We start from the raw sequence: 16,403 nt of genomic DNA on the forward strand, positions 1-16,403 counted from the left end.
CGGCCCAGCCTATGCCTCGTCGTCGGACAGCGGCTTCGCATCGCGGCAGAACGCCCGCACCCGCTCGTCCGTCCAGACCTGAGCGGGGACCGCGCCGCCCAGCAACTCCCGGGCCAGTGCCGGGTCGTCGCCGAGTGGGACGTCGCTCCCCGCGATCACGACGTTGCCGTAACGACGGCCCTTGAGCATCGCCGGATCGGCGACGATCGAGGTGTACGGGAAGATCTCACCGATGGTCGCGGCCTCACGCTTCGCCATCGTCAAGTCCCGGGTGTCGCCGCAGTTGACCACGTACAGCCCGCCGGGGGACAGAACCCGTCGGACATGCTCGGTGAACTGCCGGGTGGTCAGTGGCCGCGGAGTCACCGCACCGGCGAACACATCTCGCACAACCAGATCGCGACTGTTCTCGGACAAGGTTTCGGTGACGGCACGCGCCTCGCCCACCCGGATGCGGAGCAGCGGTGCACGAGGTAGATCGAACCAGTCACGTACCAACTCCGCGAGCTTGCCGTCCAACTCGACTACCACCTGCCGCGCATCGGGATACACCGCCGAGAAGTACCGCGCGAGGGTGCACGCGCCACCGCCGAGATGCAGGGCCCGCAGCTTGCCGTTCGAGGATTCGGAGCGCGAAGCAGACGTGCCCGAAGAATCGTGATGCTCGACGAGAGACGCGATCCACCTCATGTACTCGAAATCGAGCCGCTGAGGATCCAGGGCGTCGATGTGCGAGCTGGGTACGCCGTTCACCTCGAGCGTCCACCCGTCGGCGGACAGGGAATCGCGCACGAGTGTCGCTGTCCCGGTGTCGATTCGATACTCGCCGGCCTCGGCCGTTCCCGAGCGCGCCGCGGGCGGTCGACGGGATTTCGGACTGCGCGCCTTCGCACTCATGGTCGTGGTCTCATGGTCGCCGTCTCATGATTGCGACACACAGAACGCGCGTCGGACGGTCTCGGCGAGAGCCGATTTGCGGCGCTCGTGTACGGCGTCGCTCTCGTCGGAGTCGGCGACGTGGACTATCGCGGCCTGCGCCCACGTGGCTGCCAGTGCAATCACCATCGACCAGAGATCCTCCACGGCAACGTCGTTCACGACCGTCCCGCGCTTCTGCGCGTCGTGCAGCGGAGCCAGCTTCTGATTGTCGTGGTCCTCGCCGCGGTGGTGGAACAGATTCCCGGTCGGGGTTCGTTCCAGCCGCGCCCAGGTCAGCAGACGAACCAGCTGAGGGTCGCCCAAGTACATGTCGTACAGCGACGTGACGTAACCCGGCAGATCGTCGGCATCGAGGGGAACCCCGGCAATGTCTTCGTCGACGCGGGTGTCGAAGACCGTGTCGAACAGCTTGTCCTTGCTGCCGAAGTAGCTGTAGATCTGAGACTTGTTGATGGACGCGTTCGCCGCGATTCGATCCACCCGCGCGCCGGCGATTCCGTAGCGCGCGAACTCCTCGGTCGCGGCATGAAGTATCCGCTCCCGCGTTGCCACTGCGTCACCCATGCGCGCCAGCCTAGCCTGCTGTCACCAACTGGTTGGTTGCATCCTCGGCAAAAGCAGCTACGGTGGTGTGACCAACTAGTTGGTTGGAACCATCCGCCGAACACATCGACACCTCGGGAGACGCCATGCGAGCCACGACGGGATACCGCGCCACAGCACCGAACACCCCGCTGGAGAGGGCCGTTCTCGAACGACGAGAACTGCGGCAGGGCGACGTCGCCGTCGAGGTGTCGCACTGCGGCGTGTGCCATACCGACCTGCATCTGACGAGCGATCCGTCCGGCACCTACCCGGTGACACCGGGCCACGAGTTCGTCGGCACCGTCACCGCCGTCGGCTCCGACGTCACGGACTTCTCGGTGGGCGACGCCGTGGCGGTGGGCAACATCGTCGACTCCTGCGGTCGATGCGACATGTGCGTCGCCGACCAGGAGAACTTCTGCCGCGAGTTTCCGACACTGACTTACGGCGGAACCGATCGAATCGACGGGACGACGACGATCGGCGCGTACTCGCGGGAATACGTGGTCCGCGACGCGTTCGTCTACCGCCGCCCGGTCGGCCTCGATCCGGCCGCCGTTGCCCCGCTGATGTGTGCAGGTGTCACCGTCTGGGAACCGCTGCGGAGATGGAACGTGGGTCCGGGAGTACGCGTCGGGATCGCGGGCATCGGCGGTCTCGGTCACCTCGCCGTGAAGTTCGCTCGAGCACTGGGCGCCGAGGTCACGGTCATCACGACGTCGGCGACGAAGGTCGGCGAGGCCGCCGCACTGGGCGCCGACAGCACGGTCGTGTCCACGAACACCGAGCAGATGTTCGCCGCGCGCGGGAGCCTCGATCTGATCGTCGATTGTGTACCCGTTCCGCACGACGTCGCGCCCTACCTGTCGCTTCTCGCCTTGGACGGCACCCTGTGCTCGCTGGGTTTCCTCGGTCCGCAGTCCATCGAGATCATGGACCTTCTCGTGGGCCGGAAGTCCTTGAGCTCGGCGGGAAGCGGTGGACGTCGCTACACGCAGGAGATGCTGGATTTCTGCGGAGAACACGGGATCACCGCGGATGTGGAGACCGTGCCGTCCGCCGAGGTGGGCCACGCGTTCGATCGGTTGAGGAAGGGCGACGTTCGCTACCGATTCGTCCTCGACCTGTCCGATCTGGACTGAAGCCCCCACTGCGACGAGGAGTCGCCTTCGGGTCGACTTTGCGGGAATGGGAGCCGAGGCGCATACTGACTTGCATCGTGCAAGTCACTAGCCGCTAGGGGTAGCCATGCTCACCGAGGAACACCAGCGTTCGCAGACTTTCTCCTGGGTCAGCCCCCGAGAGGTGCTGCGTCACGCTTCGACGCTGAGCGGATTGGACGTCATGCAGGCGGTGGCCTCCGGCGAACTGCCACCACCGCCCATTGCGGTCCTCATGCAGTTCGCTCCCGTCGAGGTGAGCGACGGCAAGGTCGTCTTCGAGTGCACACCGTCCGAAGCGCACTACAACCCCATCGGTACCGTGCACGGCGGGTTGGCCTGCACCTTTCTGGACACCCTCGTGGGCTGCGCCGCGCACACGACGCTGCCCGCCGGCGTCGGCTACACCTCGATCGATCTGAACGTCAGCTACCTCAGAAACATTCTCGACACCTCCGGTCCGCTGGTCGGGACGGGAACGGTCACCAAGCGGGGCTCACGCGTGATCTTCGCCGAAGGTTCGATCGTGGACAAGGACGGTAAGCTCGTCGCTACCGGCACGAGCTCACTGCTGGTCATCCCTCCGAGGTAAGGCCGAGGTACAAACCGTGCAGCGCAACGTTTTCGACACGATGGGCTGCCCTATCGCGTCCGCGCTCGAACAGGTCGGCGAGTGGTGGACGCTCCTGATCCTGCGCGACGCCCTCGACGGCTTCACCCGGTTCGACGAGTTCGAGCAGAACCTCGGCATCGCGCCGAACATGTTGACGCGCAGGCTGAAATCGCTCGTCGAATCCGGGTTGCTCGAGCGTCGCCGGTACAGTGATCGGCCTCCGCGATTCGAGTACGTCGCCACGCAGCGCAGCCGTGAACTCAGCTCGGTCATCGTGGCGTTGTACGCGTGGGGCAACGAACACATCGAACACGAGGACCGAGAGGTCGTTCTCGTCGACGCCGACGGCGAAACCATCGACCCGGTCTTCGTCGATCGGCGTACCGGACGCACTCTGGCCGAGAGCAGAGCTCACTTCGTCGCCGGGCCTGCCGCGTCGGACATGATGCGCGAACGGCAGGATCCGGACAAGCGACGCTCACGCAGGAGCCGGGCGGCTTCCGTCGGTCGCGAGCCGAACAGCCAACAGCCCCAACACAGTTCCCATGACGTAGCGCTGCATCCTCATCCAGGTCGGACGTAACGCCAGGAACCGAGAGATGGACCCGGCACCGACGACGATCAGCGCATTGACGGTCACCGCGACACCGATCTGCACCCCACCCAGGGCGATGCCCTGCAGGAACACCGAACCCGCCGCGGGATCGACGAACTGTGGAATCACCGAGATGTACATGACGGCCATCTTGGGGTTGAGCAGGTTGGTGAACAGCCCCATCGTGAACAATCTGCGGTTCGAATCCCGATGCAAGCCCTCGACTTCGAACACCTTCGTCGTACCGCGCACAGCCGAGACAGCCAACCACAGCAGGTAACACGCGCCGACGATCTTGATCACGAGATACAGCGTCGGGACCGCCGCGAACACGGCAGCGAGGCCGAGATTGGTGGCGATCACGTACACCACCAACCCCAGCGCGACACCGCCCAAGGACACCAGTCCAGCACTGCGTCCCTGAGAGATGCTGCGCGACACCAGATACACCATGTTGGGGCCGGGAGTCAGCACCATCGCCAGAGCGACAGCGAAGACCCCCAGCACAGCTGCCGTGGACACCATGCCTCCCACAGTGTCACCGACGGACGCCGATGTATCGGTCCACTTCTACGATCCTGGCCCGCTCACTCTTCGGACAGCTGATCCGGTGCACCCCCGTCGGGCGCAGTCAGCTAGAGACCGATCGAATCCGCGACGACCCGGGCGAATGCCGCCATTCCCGCGGCAGTGGGATGCAGCGGCGCTGCGGGATTCGCCGGAACGACACCTTCGAGGTACCTCTTCGCGGGTGCGGCACATGCATCGTGTCCGACGCTGACCGGACGCACGTCGACGAACCGAGCACCGTGCTCGGTTGCCTGCTGGGCCAGTTCGTCGTTCATCCGGTCGACGCTCGCCTGCAGATAATCCGCATCGCGGGCCCACACCGCCTGCGTTCCGTAACACCCACCGGGGCGAACGTACGTTCCGTATCCGACGACGACCACCTGCGCGTTCGGCGCCCTCTCGCCGATGGCCTCGAACACCTCACCCCACCCAGGAGCCGCCGCGGCGATGGCGTCGGCAAGCACATCGGTGCCTCCGGCGGTCGATGCGTCCGCGCACGACTCTCCGTTCGGCTCCGGTGAGAAGTTGACGCATCCGCGGGCCTGCCCGACGAGGTCGACGTCGTTGCCGCCGATGGTGACGGTCACCAGATCGGTGTCCGACGACAACGCATCGAGCTGCAGCGGGATCGGCCCACTGTTGGTCTGTTGTTGCTCGGTGACGATGTTCTCCGACCGCGCCCCGGAGCAGGAGACGTCCGTGAACGACGCCGCACCGACGAGCCCGGCGAGGACATGCGGATAGTTGGAGTCGGACTGCAGGCACCCGGGCGTCCCCGTCGACCGGGGAATCAACGGCCCCGATGCTGCCGAATCACCCAGTGCCACGTAGTCGATGTCCGTGCCGCCGGAGACCGTCGGCGTAAGCGATTCGAGCCCGGGCGATTCGAGCACGGGCGATTCGAGCCCGGACGACTCGACCGCGGAGGACTCGGGAGCGTCGGGGGATTCGGTGGAGCAGGCGGCCAGCATGCTCACCGCGCCCAGGACGAGTGCAGCAGTGAACCTGGTGGATACAGAAATCCCCGGTGCTGCGCGCCGCATAGTGGACGACGTTACTCCCGCGCGCCGATTTCCCGGACGGCGTCTGCGACCAACTCGTTCATGGCCGCGGCGTCGGGATCGTCGTTCGCGGTTCTCGACAGCACGACCAGGAGAATTCGCCGCCCGTCGGGCCCGAGCAGAAGACCCGCGTCGTTGGAGACTCCATAGGACCCGGTGCCGGTCTTGTCCGCCGTCGTCCAGCCGGCTGGAACTCCGGCTCGGAAACGGGTGTCCGACGTCTGCGTGCCCGCCATCCAGTCCAGGAGCGTGGCTCTCGACGAGTTCGACAGCGGCCCGTCGGTGAGCAGGGACCGATATCCCGCGGCGAGGCCGGCCGGGGTCGTGGTGTCGCGGTCGTCGCCGGGCAGGGCGGTGTTCAGGTCGGGTTCGATGCGGTCCAGACGGAACTGAGCGTCGCCGAGGGATCGCGCGAACGCCGTCAGCTCGCCGGTCCCGCCGACTGCGTCGATCAACAGGTTGCCTGCGGTGTTGTCGCTGCGGGTCAGTGCGGCCACGCACAGCTGTTCCAGAGTCACCACCTGGCCTGCCTCCCAGTCGATCGCCGATTCCGGCACCTTGTCCTCGGCCTCGACGATGCGTGTATCGGTCAGCGACAACGTCCCGGCGTCGGCAGCGGCGAGTACGGCACCGGCCGCATACACCTTGAAGGTCGAGCAGAACGCGAATCGCTCATCCGCCCGATAGGTCGTGGTCACCTCCGAACCCAGGTCGACGGCGAACACTCCCAGCCGCGCGTCGAACCGCTGCTCGAGCGCGGCGAACTGCTTCTCGGCGCCGGTCGGCTGTTGTTCGGAGGCATCCGGCTGCCTGGATCCAGCGGGGTCGGGGGAGGGGTCCGTGCCACAGGAGACCGCGAGAGCCGCCGAACCTGCGATGACGAAGAACTGCCTACGAGATCGTGTGTGCGCCATGCGTCCCAGGAGACCACGAGTACCGATTCACAGGAACCTCCCAGTGCCGACGGGCCCGTGTACCTGTTCGGGCCCGCATTCGACCGGTACCCTCGACCGGGTTCACCTGGAATACATACGAAAGACGAGACACCTATGATCACGAACTTCATCAACCTGATCCTCGGCGGCGTCGGCACCGCGTCCGCCGGCAGCAGCGGCTTCGAGTTGCAGCCGGGCGTTCTCCCCTTCGGTCTCTGACAGTTCGCTCTCCTCTGACAGCCCTCCTTCGGGTGTCCGTCACGGGTGATCGGCTGCCGATCTGCGCGACCTGCGGAGTCCAGCACGACCACGACTCCGCAGGCCGCGACGTTCTTCCCGCCACGTGCATCATCTGCGAGGACGAGCGGCAGTACGTCGGCTACGACGGCCAGCGATGGACGTCGCTCGCGGAACTCCGGGAGCAGGGCCACAGCGTCGAGATCCGTGAGGAAATTCCGGGTCTGTGGGGACTCGCGACCTCCCCCGCGCTCGCCATCGGACAGCGTGCACTCCTCGTCCCCGGCCACGGCGGGACCGTCATGTGGGATTCGGTCACCTACATCGACGACGATGCCGTCGACCGAGTCGCCCAGTTGGGCGGCATCTCCGCGATCGCACTGTCGCATCCGCACTACTACAGCTCGATGGTCGAGTGGTCCCACGCCTTCGACGACGCCCCCATCTACGTTCACGAACGTGACGCCCGTTGGCTGACGCGGACCGACAACGTCGTCCTGTGGTCCGGTGAGCGCACGGAAGTACTGCCCGGCCGCACCCTCCTCCGTGCAGGCGTCCACTTCGACGGCGGAACGGTCATGCACTGGGCCGACGGCGTCGACGGGCGCGGGGCGCTGTGCGCGGGTGACATCTTCACCGTGGTTGCCGACCGCCGCTGGGTCGGTTTCATGTACAGCTATCCCAACTTGATTCCCGAACATCCGGACACCATCCTGCGCGCCGTGAACATGGTTGCCCCGTTCGGCTTCGAATCCCTCTACGGCGCATGGTGGGACCGGATCATCACCGACGATGCCCACGCGGCGGTCGTTCGCTCTGCCCGACGGTACTTCGAGCACATCGGCGCGCGCGAACATGCACTCGCGCTGGCGAAACCGGGCACTGTGGACCGCGGCGTGATCCACAACCGTCCCGACTGACAAACGGCCCCGTTCCGCGCCTTCGGTTCTACTATGTGACGATGCACTCGCTGCGGCTGTTCAGCTCGCGACTCGAACCGGCCGCTCTGTTCCTCGGCGTCGTGTTCTTCGCCTTCTCGATGACCCCGTCCCTGCTGCCGCGCGCCTGGTATCTGCAGGGCGTCGCGTCGGGCATCAGCATCGCCACGGGATACGGCGTCGGCTGCGCCGTGGTGTGGCTGGTGCATCGGTGCGGAATTCGTCCTCGATGGTCCGATGCGACGAAGCGCTACGGGTGGTGGGGTCTGGCGGTGTTCACCGCGATCGTGGTGCCACTGTTTCTGATACTCGGATCGTGGTGGCAGCAGATCGTACGACAGCTCGTCGAGGTCGACGTAGAAGGTCCGGGCCGAATCCTCTATTTGGCAGTACTTCTCGTCGCAGTCGTCGTTGCCGTCCTCCTGCTTCTCGCCGCTCGCGGACTACGCTGGTGCGCTCGTCGGCTGGCCGTTCTGTGCACGAGGTTCGTACCGATCCCCGCGGCGAAGGCAATCGGAATCGCCGTCGTCACGATCCTGACGCTGTTCGTCGTCAACGGAGCGGTGAACAACGTTCTCATCGCGACCATTGCCAGCTCGTCCAAACTGGCCGACGAAGGTAGCCACCCCGGCGTCGAGCAGCCTGACGCGATGGAGAAATCGGGTTCACCGGACTCGTACGAAGACTGGAATTCACTCGGAATGGAGGGGAGGCGATTCGTCGCGTCCGGCCCGACTGCCGAACAGATCGAATCGTTCACCGGTGCAGATGCTCTCACGCCGATCCGGGCGTACGTCGGGGCTGCGGAGGCCGATTCGATCGACGAGGCCGCCGACCGCGTCGTCGCGGAACTGGAACGTACCGGTGCGTTCGACCGGGCCGTCGTCGCCGTGGCCACCACCACCGGACGCGGCTGGGTCAACGAAGCCGTCGCCGGATCGTTCGAGTACATGAACGGCGGCGACACGGCGATCGCGTCGATGCAGTACTCGTTCCTGCCCAGCCCCATAGCGTTTCTCGCAGATCGTGATTCACCGCGTGAAGCAGGACGCGCGCTGTTCGACAAGGTGTACGACGCAATCCTCGAACGTCCCGAGGGCACGCGGCCCGAACTGGTGGCATTCGGAGAGAGCCTGGGCGCGTACGGCGGGCAGGACGCCTTCGGTGGCGCACGGGACATGGTGGCGCGCACCGACGGTGCTCTGTGGGTCGGTAACCCCAACTTCACCAAGCAGTGGGCGGAGACGACGGCGGACCGCGACGCGGGTTCACGCGAGATCCTCCCGGTGATATCGGACGGCCGCTACGTCCGGTTCGCGGGCAGACCTAGCGATCTCGACATCGGCACTCCCTGGGCCGAACCCCGTGTGGTGTACTGGCAGCACGCGTCGGATCCCATCACGTGGTGGTCGCCGGATCTTCTTCTGCATCAACCGGACTGGCTGCGCGAGCCCCGTGGAGTCGACGTAGACCCCGGCGTTCGATGGTTCCCGTTCGTCACCTTCTGGCAGACGACGTTCGACATGGTGTTCTCCACCGACGTTCCGCCGGGATACGGTCACAACTACGGCGAGGACGCCGTCGACCTGTGGGCCGAGATCCTTCAGCCCGAGGGCTGGACCTCGCAGGACACCGAGCGTCTTCGCAAGATCATCGCGGGTTGAGATCCCGCACTCGGGGTAACCGGGCCGCATGAGTGAAACGAACAAGAACCCTGATCCCGCGACAACCGATACCGATACGTCGCCGACGGGTGCCGACGACGACGTTCAGTCCGACCCCGCTGCGGGCGAGGAGTCCGGGGATTGGTCCGGTGAGGGCGGCGCGACCCACGACGGCCCCGCCACCGACACCGAATGATCCCCGTGCGTCGGTGACCTCAGGTTCCGGTCAGCCGACGCTCGGCGGGCCTGAGCAGGTGTACGTCACTGTCGGTCACGACCTTTTCGACGACGCATCGACCGGAGAGCCAATCTCCGGCGATGTCGAATTCCACGCGTAGATCCCCGAGCCAGTCGATGTCGACCACCACCCCGACGGTTCCGGCCGGTACCCCGCTGCACCATGCGCGCTTGCCCAGGTTGCGCGCGGCCACCACTACGTCACCTCGCCGGTGCGAGTGCTGTCCTCTCCTCATGTATCCCCCCAACGTCGATCCCTGCGGTCCGTGACTACGGCGGTTCCCACGTCGAGTCAACCTCACCCCAGCGAGCCCTTCAAGTCGTAGACAGTCCGCTGAGCTGGGGTTCTACCGTCGATCGACTTGGTTGGGGCGGTCCAAACCGACTCAGAATCCGAAGAAGGCATCCAGCGACGTACGAATACCTGTGACGTCGAGTCCGTGCGCGCGCTCGTGCTCGGTCGGTGTTCCGTATTTGCGGAGCTCCTGCTGCCCGACGCCGACACCGAGTTGCCGGTGCGGTACGTCCACCAGCGCCAGCGCCACCTCGCGAGCCGAGGTACCAGCGAGGTACGGCTCGACGATCGCGACGCTGTTTCCGGCGAGGTGAGTGCGGAGACCTGCTCTGTCGAACGGCCTGACGCGTTCGGTGTAAAGGACGGTCACATCTCGATCGCGCACAGCGGCAAGTACGTTGTCGGCCGTCGGCCCCACGGCGACGACCGTGCCGCAACGCCCTCGCTGTAGAACCGTCAGACCGGGATGCTCGGCATACGGACGCGCGTTGGATGTGCCGTCCAACCGGATGTAGACCCGATCGTCGCCGTCCATCGCGGACCGCAACGCGCTCTCGGCTTCGTCGGCGTCTCCGGGCACGTGCACTCGCCAGCCGTCCAGGGTGTCGAGCAGCGCCACGTCACGGTGCCCGAAGTGAGTCTCGCCGCCGGCAGCCATCGAATACGAGCCCCCTGCACTGACGAGCACTGCCCCGACGCCTTGATGACCGAGGTCGAGTTTCACCTGTTCGAAGGGCCGTTCCACCAGGAACGGTGGGAACGTGTGCACGATCGGGCGCATCCCTGCCAGCGCTGCGCCTCCCGCGAACGAGATCATCAGCTGCTCCCGTATTCCCACGTTGACAACACGATCTCGCACTGCATCGGTGACGTGGGGTGCGATGTATCCCGCCCCGATCTCGGCCAGCACGAGCAAGCGTCTGTCGTCCGCGGCCAGCAGGTCCGGGATCGTTCGGTAGAAGCGCTCACGCTGGTCGGTGATCGTGGTCGTCCTCGCCGCTGTGTCCAGCATTCTCACTCCTTGCTCTCGGTATGTGCAACAACAACATTGGGCACTGCAAACCGTCGGGAGAATGCGCGGTGCAGCGCGTCGTGGTCACGACCGTCGACGTCCTCCGCGGCCCATCCCTCGACTGCGAACCGCGCCCCGATTCCGCCTGGCCAGCCCAGGCCGGCCGATCGGTTGTCGATGACGACGACCGTCAGATTTCCCAACCCAGCGCGACCCGCATACTGGATCGCCTCGGCGTTGCTTCCCTCGTCCAGCTCCGCGTCGCCGACGAGAACGATCACGCGCGCGTCGGAACCCCGGAGCGCCAACGTCGTCGCCGTGCCGGTAGCCAGTCCGATGCCGTGCCCCAGCGAACCCGAGGAGATCTCCACGCCTGGTACGAGCGTGCGGTCCGGGTGATAGCCGAGGGGGGAGTCGAACCGTCCGAATCCATCGAGTTGTTCTTCGGTGAGGAATCCCGCCGACGCGAGGACAGCGTAATAGGCCATGGGCCCGTGGCCTTTCGAGACCAGAAATCGGTCCCGCTTCGGATCGGACGGGTTCGAGGGGTCCGTGCGCAGGATCGTCGAATACAGAACCCAGATGACATCGAGCGTGGACGTCGCACTCGCGTCGTGCTTTTCGTCGCCGGTCATGCGCGTCATCAAGCCGGCCAGTTCGTCGTATGTCGTGTGCATGCCTCCACGGTGCAACCTGAACCGAACTCGAGGTCAAGGCCGATACGTCCGAGGAACGCGTTTTGCCGAATCGGCAAACCTACTTGCCAGACGGTTACGAGTGGGCCACAGTGGACGCATGACTACACACCTCGACCATGACGTCATCATCGTCGGCGGCGGCCCGGCTGGACTAGCAGCGGCGGTGACGCTCGGGCGTGCACGCCTGCGAGTCCTCGTCGTGGACGCAGGATCTCCGCGCAACGCGCCGGCCGAGCACGCCCACAACTACCTCGGGCTGGAGGGAATTCCTCCGCTCGAACTCCTCGCTCGCGGGCGCACAGAAGCGCAGAGTTACGGCGCAGTGATCCAGGAGGGCACGGCGACGGCGGCAACCGCGCACGGCAACCACTTCACCGTCGAACTCGCCGACGGCGCCACCCTCACCGCCCGACGCCTGCTCGTGACTACAGGCCTGACGGACGAACTTCCCGACATCGACGGTCTCGCCGAGCGGTGGGGACGCGACGTTCTGCACTGCCCCTTCTGCCACGGCTGGGAAGTGCGCGACAAGAAGGTCGGCATCATCGGGAGCCCCTTCGGCGTTCATCAGGCACTGATGTGGCGGCAGTGGGTCGACGACGTGGTGCTCTTCACCCGCGAATTCACGCCCACCGTAGACGAATCGAAGAAGCTCGCCGCGCGGGGTGTCACGGTGATATCGGATGCCGTACAGAAGATCGCCGTCGAGAACGATGCGCTCGTGGGCATCCAGGTGACCACCGGTTCGGTGGTTCCGGTGGACGCCGTTGTGACCAAGCCGACGTTCACCGCCAACGCCGGCGTTCTGGTGAGCCTCGGACTGGAGGTCACCGACATGATGATGGGCGACGTACCCGCCGGGGCGTCGTTCGTCGCGACGGATCAGACCGGCGCGACGTCGGTTGCCGGCGTCTACGCCGCGGGCAACGTCGCCGCCCCGATGGAGAACGTGATCGGTTCTGCCGCAGCGGGCGTCCGCGCCGCGGGCGGTGTCGTCGCGAGCCTCATCGAGGAGGACACTCGACTGCCCGTCGGCCCGGACGATTCGACCGGCGCCGTGAGCTAAGTGCGGTCGCGCAGCTCGTTCGTCAGCAGCATCAGGGCCGGTGCTGCCGACACGAGTTGCGCGGCAGCTTCGTCGGGAAGTCGGCTCAGCGCCTCGGTGATTCGAGCCGACCATGCTGCTTCGATGCGAGTTCGGTTGCGCCGCATCCGATCGGTGACCTCGAGTTGCGTGACACGCCGGTCCGTCGGCGACGGAGTCTTGACCACGAGCCCACGTTCGACGAGGGTGCGGACTGCCGCACTGACGTTGGAAGGCTGCATCGCCAGCATGTCCGCGAGTGCGGACACACCGATGCCTGTGTTCCTGTCGATCTGCTTGAGCACGGTGACCTCGGGCGCGGGGAGCCGTTCGATGCCGAGCTCTTCCACGCGATCCGTGCGCTGAATGATCCAACTCAGATCGTGGAGCACCGAGGCGAGGACTGCGGGGTCGGTCGTATCCGTCACACCGACATAATACATATAATTTTATAAGCTATTGTCGTAGCCGATGACTACCACCACGCCTTCCCGGACCGCAGCACCGAGCGCCGTACTCATCGGCGTACTCGCACTGCTCACCGCCGTACCACCTCTCGCGACCGACATGTACCTCCCCGGGTTTCCGGCGATGGCAGCCGATCTGAACACCTCGGCCAGCAGCATTCAGCTCACCCTGACCACCTTTCTCATCGGCCTCGCCATCGGACAGCTGATCATCGGACCCCTGTCGGACAAACTCGGCCGCAGAGTCCCGTTGATCGTCGGAGCAGCCGTGTGTCTCGCTGCGGGCATCGCATCCGCACTCGCGCCGTCGGTCGAGTTCTTGATCGCTGCCAGGTTCGTACAAGGGCTCGCCGGTGCAGCGGGGGTCGTGCTGTCGCGGGCGATCATCGCCGACCGTACCGAAGGAAGCCACGCTGCCAAACTGTTCGGGTTGATGATGATCATCGGCGGCGTCGCGCCGGTCATCGCACCGCTCATCGGCGGCGCAGTCGTCGACTCCCTCGGATGGCGCGGAGTCTTCTGGATCATCGCCGGACTGACCGCCGTGATGCTCCTGTGCGCCATCGCATTGGTTCCCGAGTCGCTGGACCGCGAGAACCGCCGCGGCGGAGGCATCGCTCAGATGATCAGCGGCATGGGAACGGTGGTAAAGAACCGCCGATACCTGTCCTACACACTGACGTTCGCCTTCGCGTTCAGCGTGATGTTCGCCTACATCTCCGCGTCACCCTTCGTACTCCAGAACATGCTCGGCCTGTCGGCGGGTCAGTACTCGGCGGCCTTCGCCGTGAACGCACTCGGACTCATGGTCGGAAGTGCGATCACCGCGAAGCTCGCCGATCGAATCCCTCTGCAGCGCATGATGACCGCCGGAATTACCGCCCTCGTCGTCACCACCACACTGCTGCTCGTTCTCGTCATGGTCGGGATCAGCCTGTGGCCGACGCTCGTTCTGCTGTTCCTCACCCTGGTGGCCGAGGGTTTCGTCTTCGCCAACGCGACGAGCCTTGCCGTCACACAGGTTCCGCAGCTTGCCGGCACCGGCTCGGCAGTGCTGGGAGCACTTCAATTCGGTTTGGCCGCAGTCATTTCGCCACTTGTCGGCCTCGGCGGCGAGGAGACGGCCGGTCCCATGGTGATCGCCATGTTCGTCAGCGCGCTCATCGCCGCCGGCGCCTGCTTCGCGAGCCGAAAGGACTGACGAGACAGAGCCGTCCGAACAGGCGACGGAGGCGCAGCGCTCAGAGGGAGCCGAGAGCCGCCACCAACTGCTCCTCGACGGCGTTCTTCTCCAGGCCGAGGTCGGTGAGCAGACCTGCGCCGTTCTCGAACTCGAGCATTGCCAGCAGCACGTGCTCGGTCCCGACGTAGTTGTGCCCCAGACGCAGTGCCTCGCGGAAGGTGAGTTCGAGCACCTTCTTCGAGCCTGCGTCGTACGGGATCAGCGCGGGGGACCGGCCTTCCGACGCGGGAAGCAACGCCTGCGCCGCGTCGCGCACCTGCTGTTCGGTCCGGCCGTCGGACAGCAGGAAACGGGTACCGATCGACTCCTTCTCGGTCAGCAAGCCGAGAACCAGGTGGGCGGGAGCGATCTCGGCATTGCCCGCGGTGTTCGCCTCGTTCTGGGACGCGACAACGACGTTCTTGGCCCGAGGGGTGAACCGCTTGAAGCCCTCGGAGGCGTCCATCGCGGAATCGGATCCGCCCGGCCCTTTCGGCACGAATCGCTTCTGCGCGGCCTGCTTCGACACGCCCATGCTCTGGCCGATGTCGGTCCACGACGCACCCGACCGGCGCGCCTGATCGACGAAGTGGCCGATCAGGTGATCGGCCAGATCGCCGAGGGAATCGGCCGCGACGACCGCGTCGGACAGTTGCTCGAGCTCGTCGTCGTGCACTTTCTTGATGGCGTCGATCAGATCGTCGAGGCGGACAGGGAGTTGGATTTTCGTTGGTTCGACCATGCGTCAACCATAGGTTGACGATCGAGCATCGTCAACCCTGAGTTGACGATTTCAGGCGAACAGCCGCGCAGCAGCGACGCCCGCCTCGATGTCGACCTGCCGTGCCCCGAACATCGCCCGCAGCTGCTCCGACGTGACCGCCGGACCCGCAGCCACCGCGGCGGCCACCGCCGACGCGTCGACTACCGCGGTGACACCGTGGTCTCGTGCGATGCCGTTCAGGAACTCGGTCAGATGCTCGGTCGTCGCCTCCGCACTGACGGGCGGGAGATTCAGCATCACGAAACCGTCGGGAACGCTGTACTCGGCGCGTGACCAACGGCCGTGCTCGAAGACGTAGACGAACCCCAGCCACATGCCCGACCGCTGAATGTCCGCGATGTAGTCGGCCACCACGTCGCCCGTCCAGGCAGGCAACCCGCGCAGAAGGTCCGTCTCGGGTTCACCGAAGTACTCGGCGGCCGCGCCGAAGTACGTTTCGCTGTACTCGTGGTCGTACCCCACGAGAACAGCCCGAGAGATGCCACTCGAACCTCCAGCGGAGGCGTCGGCGATTCTCAGTGCCGCCCAATTGCCCCCGCCGTCGTCGTAGTGCCACGTCCCTCCGTTCACTGCACCGCTACCAGGGCGAGCGTGGCAGTGGTCCGGCCGGCCCTGCGCCGCCGTGAGGGCCGCACACGACGCCCACCGACCACGCATGTCCTCCGGCCCCGGCAGATCAGGATGCGGCAGACCAGGCATGGGCGAGCCGCCGCTCATGCCACGGGGGCCGTTCCGGCCATCATGATCTGCTCGACGGCGCTCATGAAGTCCTCCGGTGCCTGGATCTCCGTGGACGCGGCGATGGTCGTCGCCGCCGTCAACACCGGTTGATCGCGCTGGTCGAAGATCTCGTTCTCCACGACCATCAGATCCGCGCCCACGGCCCGGCGCGCCGACACCAGTGACACTTCGCAGCTCAACCGATCCCCGGCCAGCAACGGGCGGTGAAAGGTGAATCGCTGATCCACCTGAAGGATCTGCGGCATCGCGTAGCAACTGAGCGTTTCCTCGAACAGCCGCCGCTGTGCCACGAACGCGATGAGCGACATGAAGGTCGGCGGCGCGACGAGGCTGCTGTGGCCGAGAGCCGTCGCCTCGTCCTGGTCGAAGTGCGCGGGGTGGAAATTCTGAACCGCGTTCGCGAACTCCGAGACCTTGGCCTTGCCCACCTCGTACACATCGTCGATTCGGTAACTCTGCCCGACCATGGCCCGTACCTGCCCAGGGACGTCCTGTGATGCGGCGTCGTCCCGTGATGCGGCGTCGTCCTGCGATCCTGTGCCGTCCGATGCACTCATGGTGTCCGA

20 protein-coding genes are annotated in these 16,403 nt (G+C 65.7%); 8 read left to right on the forward strand and 12 right to left on the reverse strand.

Features of this window, described 5'->3' with window-relative positions; all coding sequences use genetic code 11:
- Nucleotides 1-9 precede the first annotated feature (9 nt).
- Together CH290_RS19585 and CH290_RS19590 are read right to left on the reverse strand one after the other, a co-directional pair.
- Nucleotides 10-897: a spermidine synthase gene (locus tag CH290_RS19585; protein WP_019665255.1), complete on the reverse strand. Its 888-nt coding sequence runs from the start codon at nt 895-897 to the stop codon at nt 10-12.
- A 24-nt stretch (nt 898-921) separates the two neighbouring features.
- The gene (locus tag CH290_RS19590; protein WP_019665254.1) at nt 922-1,503 is read right to left on the reverse strand and encodes a TetR/AcrR family transcriptional regulator; all 582 of its coding nucleotides are present in this window, start codon (nt 1,501-1,503) and stop codon (nt 922-924) included.
- A 125-nt stretch (nt 1,504-1,628) separates the two neighbouring features.
- Here CH290_RS19590 and CH290_RS19595 point away from each other — a divergent pair, with 125 nt between their 5' ends.
- The 3 genes from CH290_RS19595 to CH290_RS19605 all read left to right on the forward strand — a co-directional run bounded on the left by CH290_RS19595 (nt 1,629) and on the right by CH290_RS19605 (nt 3,880).
- Nucleotides 1,629-2,666: an NAD(P)-dependent alcohol dehydrogenase gene (locus CH290_RS19595; RefSeq protein WP_033190282.1), complete on the forward strand. Its 1,038-nt coding sequence runs from the start codon at nt 1,629-1,631 to the stop codon at nt 2,664-2,666.
- Nucleotides 2,667-2,772: 106 nt separating this feature from the next.
- On the forward strand, nt 2,773-3,276 hold the full coding sequence (locus CH290_RS19600) for a PaaI family thioesterase (protein ID WP_019665252.1): 504 nt from the start codon (nt 2,773-2,775) through the stop codon (nt 3,274-3,276).
- 16 nt (nt 3,277-3,292) lie between these two features.
- Nucleotides 3,293-3,880 (forward strand): winged helix-turn-helix transcriptional regulator, encoded by a 588-nt coding sequence (locus CH290_RS19605; protein ID WP_080748786.1) that lies wholly within the window; start codon nt 3,293-3,295, stop codon nt 3,878-3,880.
- Here the strand turns inward: CH290_RS19605 and CH290_RS19610 are convergent.
- The 3 genes from CH290_RS19610 to bla all read right to left on the reverse strand — a co-directional run bounded on the left by CH290_RS19610 (nt 3,776) and on the right by bla (nt 6,437).
- The gene (locus CH290_RS19610) at nt 3,776-4,417 is read right to left on the reverse strand and encodes a LysE family translocator (protein ID WP_033190280.1); all 642 of its coding nucleotides are present in this window, start codon (nt 4,415-4,417) and stop codon (nt 3,776-3,778) included. The genes CH290_RS19605 and CH290_RS19610 overlap by 105 nt on opposite strands.
- Before the next feature lie 110 nt (nt 4,418-4,527).
- A complete protein-coding gene (locus tag CH290_RS19615; protein ID WP_080748785.1) occupies nt 4,528-5,505 on the reverse strand; it encodes an SGNH/GDSL hydrolase family protein in 978 nt (325 codons plus the stop codon).
- A gap of 11 nt (nt 5,506-5,516) precedes the next feature.
- Nucleotides 5,517-6,437: a class A beta-lactamase gene (bla, locus tag CH290_RS19620; protein WP_033190279.1), complete on the reverse strand. Its 921-nt coding sequence runs from the start codon at nt 6,435-6,437 to the stop codon at nt 5,517-5,519.
- 272 nt (nt 6,438-6,709) lie between these two features.
- Here bla and CH290_RS19625 point away from each other — a divergent pair, with 272 nt between their 5' ends.
- The 3 genes from CH290_RS19625 to CH290_RS30320 are packed head-to-tail and all read left to right on the forward strand — an operon-like array spanning nt 6,710 to nt 9,493.
- Complete coding sequence (locus CH290_RS19625) at nt 6,710-7,615, forward strand: MBL fold metallo-hydrolase (protein ID WP_033190278.1); 906 nt, start codon at nt 6,710-6,712, stop codon at nt 7,613-7,615.
- Nucleotides 7,616-7,656: 41 nt separating this feature from the next.
- Nucleotides 7,657-9,297 carry an alpha/beta hydrolase gene (locus tag CH290_RS19630; protein WP_170947617.1) on the forward strand — a complete coding sequence of 547 codons (1,641 nt, stop codon included), beginning with the start codon at nt 7,657-7,659 and terminating at the stop codon, nt 9,295-9,297.
- Nucleotides 9,298-9,325: 28 nt separating this feature from the next.
- The gene (locus CH290_RS30320) at nt 9,326-9,493 is read left to right on the forward strand and encodes a hypothetical protein (RefSeq protein WP_019665217.1); all 168 of its coding nucleotides are present in this window, start codon (nt 9,326-9,328) and stop codon (nt 9,491-9,493) included.
- A gap of 19 nt (nt 9,494-9,512) precedes the next feature.
- Here CH290_RS30320 and CH290_RS19635 read toward each other — a convergent pair whose 3' ends face one another.
- The 3 genes from CH290_RS19635 to CH290_RS19645 form a co-directional block, all read right to left on the reverse strand.
- Nucleotides 9,513-9,728 carry a hypothetical protein gene (locus tag CH290_RS19635; RefSeq protein ID WP_141216333.1) on the reverse strand — a complete coding sequence of 72 codons (216 nt, stop codon included), beginning with the start codon at nt 9,726-9,728 and terminating at the stop codon, nt 9,513-9,515.
- A 192-nt stretch (nt 9,729-9,920) separates the two neighbouring features.
- Nucleotides 9,921-10,841, reverse strand: a complete 921-nt coding sequence (locus CH290_RS19640) for a transketolase family protein (RefSeq protein ID WP_033190277.1) — start codon at nt 10,839-10,841, stop codon at nt 9,921-9,923.
- A 2-nt stretch (nt 10,842-10,843) separates the two neighbouring features.
- Nucleotides 10,844-11,518 (reverse strand): thiamine pyrophosphate-binding protein, encoded by a 675-nt coding sequence (locus CH290_RS19645; protein ID WP_033190276.1) that lies wholly within the window; start codon nt 11,516-11,518, stop codon nt 10,844-10,846.
- 118 nt (nt 11,519-11,636) lie between these two features.
- On the opposite strand from CH290_RS19645, the gene CH290_RS19650 reads away from it, so the two are divergent.
- Nucleotides 11,637-12,605, forward strand: a complete 969-nt coding sequence (locus CH290_RS19650; RefSeq protein WP_033190275.1) for an NAD(P)/FAD-dependent oxidoreductase — start codon at nt 11,637-11,639, stop codon at nt 12,603-12,605.
- Here CH290_RS19650 and CH290_RS19655 read toward each other — a convergent pair.
- Nucleotides 12,602-13,051, reverse strand: a complete 450-nt coding sequence (locus CH290_RS19655; protein WP_230621083.1) for a MarR family winged helix-turn-helix transcriptional regulator — start codon at nt 13,049-13,051, stop codon at nt 12,602-12,604. The genes CH290_RS19650 and CH290_RS19655 overlap by 4 nt on opposite strands.
- Nucleotides 13,052-13,094: 43 nt before the next feature.
- Between CH290_RS19655 and CH290_RS19660 the strand changes: the two genes are divergently transcribed.
- A complete protein-coding gene (locus CH290_RS19660) occupies nt 13,095-14,291 on the forward strand; it encodes a multidrug effflux MFS transporter (RefSeq protein ID WP_033190273.1) in 1,197 nt (398 codons plus the stop codon).
- A gap of 40 nt (nt 14,292-14,331) precedes the next feature.
- On the opposite strand, the gene CH290_RS19665 is transcribed toward CH290_RS19660, so the two are convergent.
- From CH290_RS19665 to CH290_RS19675, 3 genes are read right to left on the reverse strand one after another with little or no spacing between them, the layout of a single operon-like run.
- A complete protein-coding gene (locus CH290_RS19665) occupies nt 14,332-15,054 on the reverse strand; it encodes a Clp protease N-terminal domain-containing protein (RefSeq protein WP_033190272.1) in 723 nt (240 codons plus the stop codon).
- Between the two features lie 51 nt (nt 15,055-15,105).
- Nucleotides 15,106-15,795, reverse strand: coding sequence for a hypothetical protein (locus tag CH290_RS19670; protein ID WP_027498581.1), 690 nt, complete (start codon nt 15,793-15,795; stop codon nt 15,106-15,108).
- A gap of 14 nt (nt 15,796-15,809) precedes the next feature.
- Entirely contained in the window at nt 15,810-16,394 is a 585-nt protein-coding gene (locus tag CH290_RS19675; RefSeq protein ID WP_033190271.1) for an FAS1-like dehydratase domain-containing protein, read from the reverse strand.
- Nucleotides 16,395-16,403: the final 9 nt, after the last annotated feature.

Source organism: Rhodococcus sp. 06-156-4, assembly GCF_002259345.1.
Taxonomy (GTDB): Bacteria; Actinomycetota; Actinomycetes; order Mycobacteriales; family Mycobacteriaceae; genus Rhodococcoides; species Rhodococcoides fascians_E.

Excerpts from the sequence above, each read along its gene's own strand:
- CH290_RS19630 (WP_170947617.1), top strand. The coding sequence starts at position 7,657 with ATGCACTCGCTGCGGCTGTTCAGCTCGCGACTCGAACCGGCCGCTCTG.
- CH290_RS19670 (WP_027498581.1), bottom strand. The coding sequence starts at position 15,795 with ATGCCTGGTCTGCCGCATCCTGATCTGCCGGGGCCGGAGGACATGCGT.
- CH290_RS19585 (WP_019665255.1), bottom strand. The coding sequence starts at position 897 with ATGAGTGCGAAGGCGCGCAGTCCGAAATCCCGTCGACCGCCCGCGGCG.
- CH290_RS19665 (WP_033190272.1), bottom strand. The coding sequence starts at position 15,054 with ATGGTCGAACCAACGAAAATCCAACTCCCTGTCCGCCTCGACGATCTG.
- CH290_RS19595 (WP_033190282.1), top strand. The coding sequence starts at position 1,629 with ATGCGAGCCACGACGGGATACCGCGCCACAGCACCGAACACCCCGCTG.
- CH290_RS19675 (WP_033190271.1), bottom strand. The coding sequence starts at position 16,394 with ATGAGTGCATCGGACGGCACAGGATCGCAGGACGACGCCGCATCACGG.
- CH290_RS30320 (WP_019665217.1), top strand. The coding sequence starts at position 9,326 with ATGAGTGAAACGAACAAGAACCCTGATCCCGCGACAACCGATACCGAT.
- CH290_RS19610 (WP_033190280.1), bottom strand. The coding sequence starts at position 4,417 with ATGGTGTCCACGGCAGCTGTGCTGGGGGTCTTCGCTGTCGCTCTGGCG.
- CH290_RS19590 (WP_019665254.1), bottom strand. The coding sequence starts at position 1,503 with ATGGGTGACGCAGTGGCAACGCGGGAGCGGATACTTCATGCCGCGACC.
- CH290_RS19615 (WP_080748785.1), bottom strand. The coding sequence starts at position 5,505 with ATGCGGCGCGCAGCACCGGGGATTTCTGTATCCACCAGGTTCACTGCT.
- CH290_RS19650 (WP_033190275.1), top strand. The coding sequence starts at position 11,637 with ATGACTACACACCTCGACCATGACGTCATCATCGTCGGCGGCGGCCCG.
- bla (WP_033190279.1), bottom strand. The coding sequence starts at position 6,437 with ATGGCGCACACACGATCTCGTAGGCAGTTCTTCGTCATCGCAGGTTCG.
- CH290_RS19660 (WP_033190273.1), top strand. The coding sequence starts at position 13,095 with ATGACTACCACCACGCCTTCCCGGACCGCAGCACCGAGCGCCGTACTC.
- CH290_RS19600 (WP_019665252.1), top strand. The coding sequence starts at position 2,773 with ATGCTCACCGAGGAACACCAGCGTTCGCAGACTTTCTCCTGGGTCAGC.
- CH290_RS19640 (WP_033190277.1), bottom strand. The coding sequence starts at position 10,841 with ATGCTGGACACAGCGGCGAGGACGACCACGATCACCGACCAGCGTGAG.
- CH290_RS19645 (WP_033190276.1), bottom strand. The coding sequence starts at position 11,518 with ATGCACACGACATACGACGAACTGGCCGGCTTGATGACGCGCATGACC.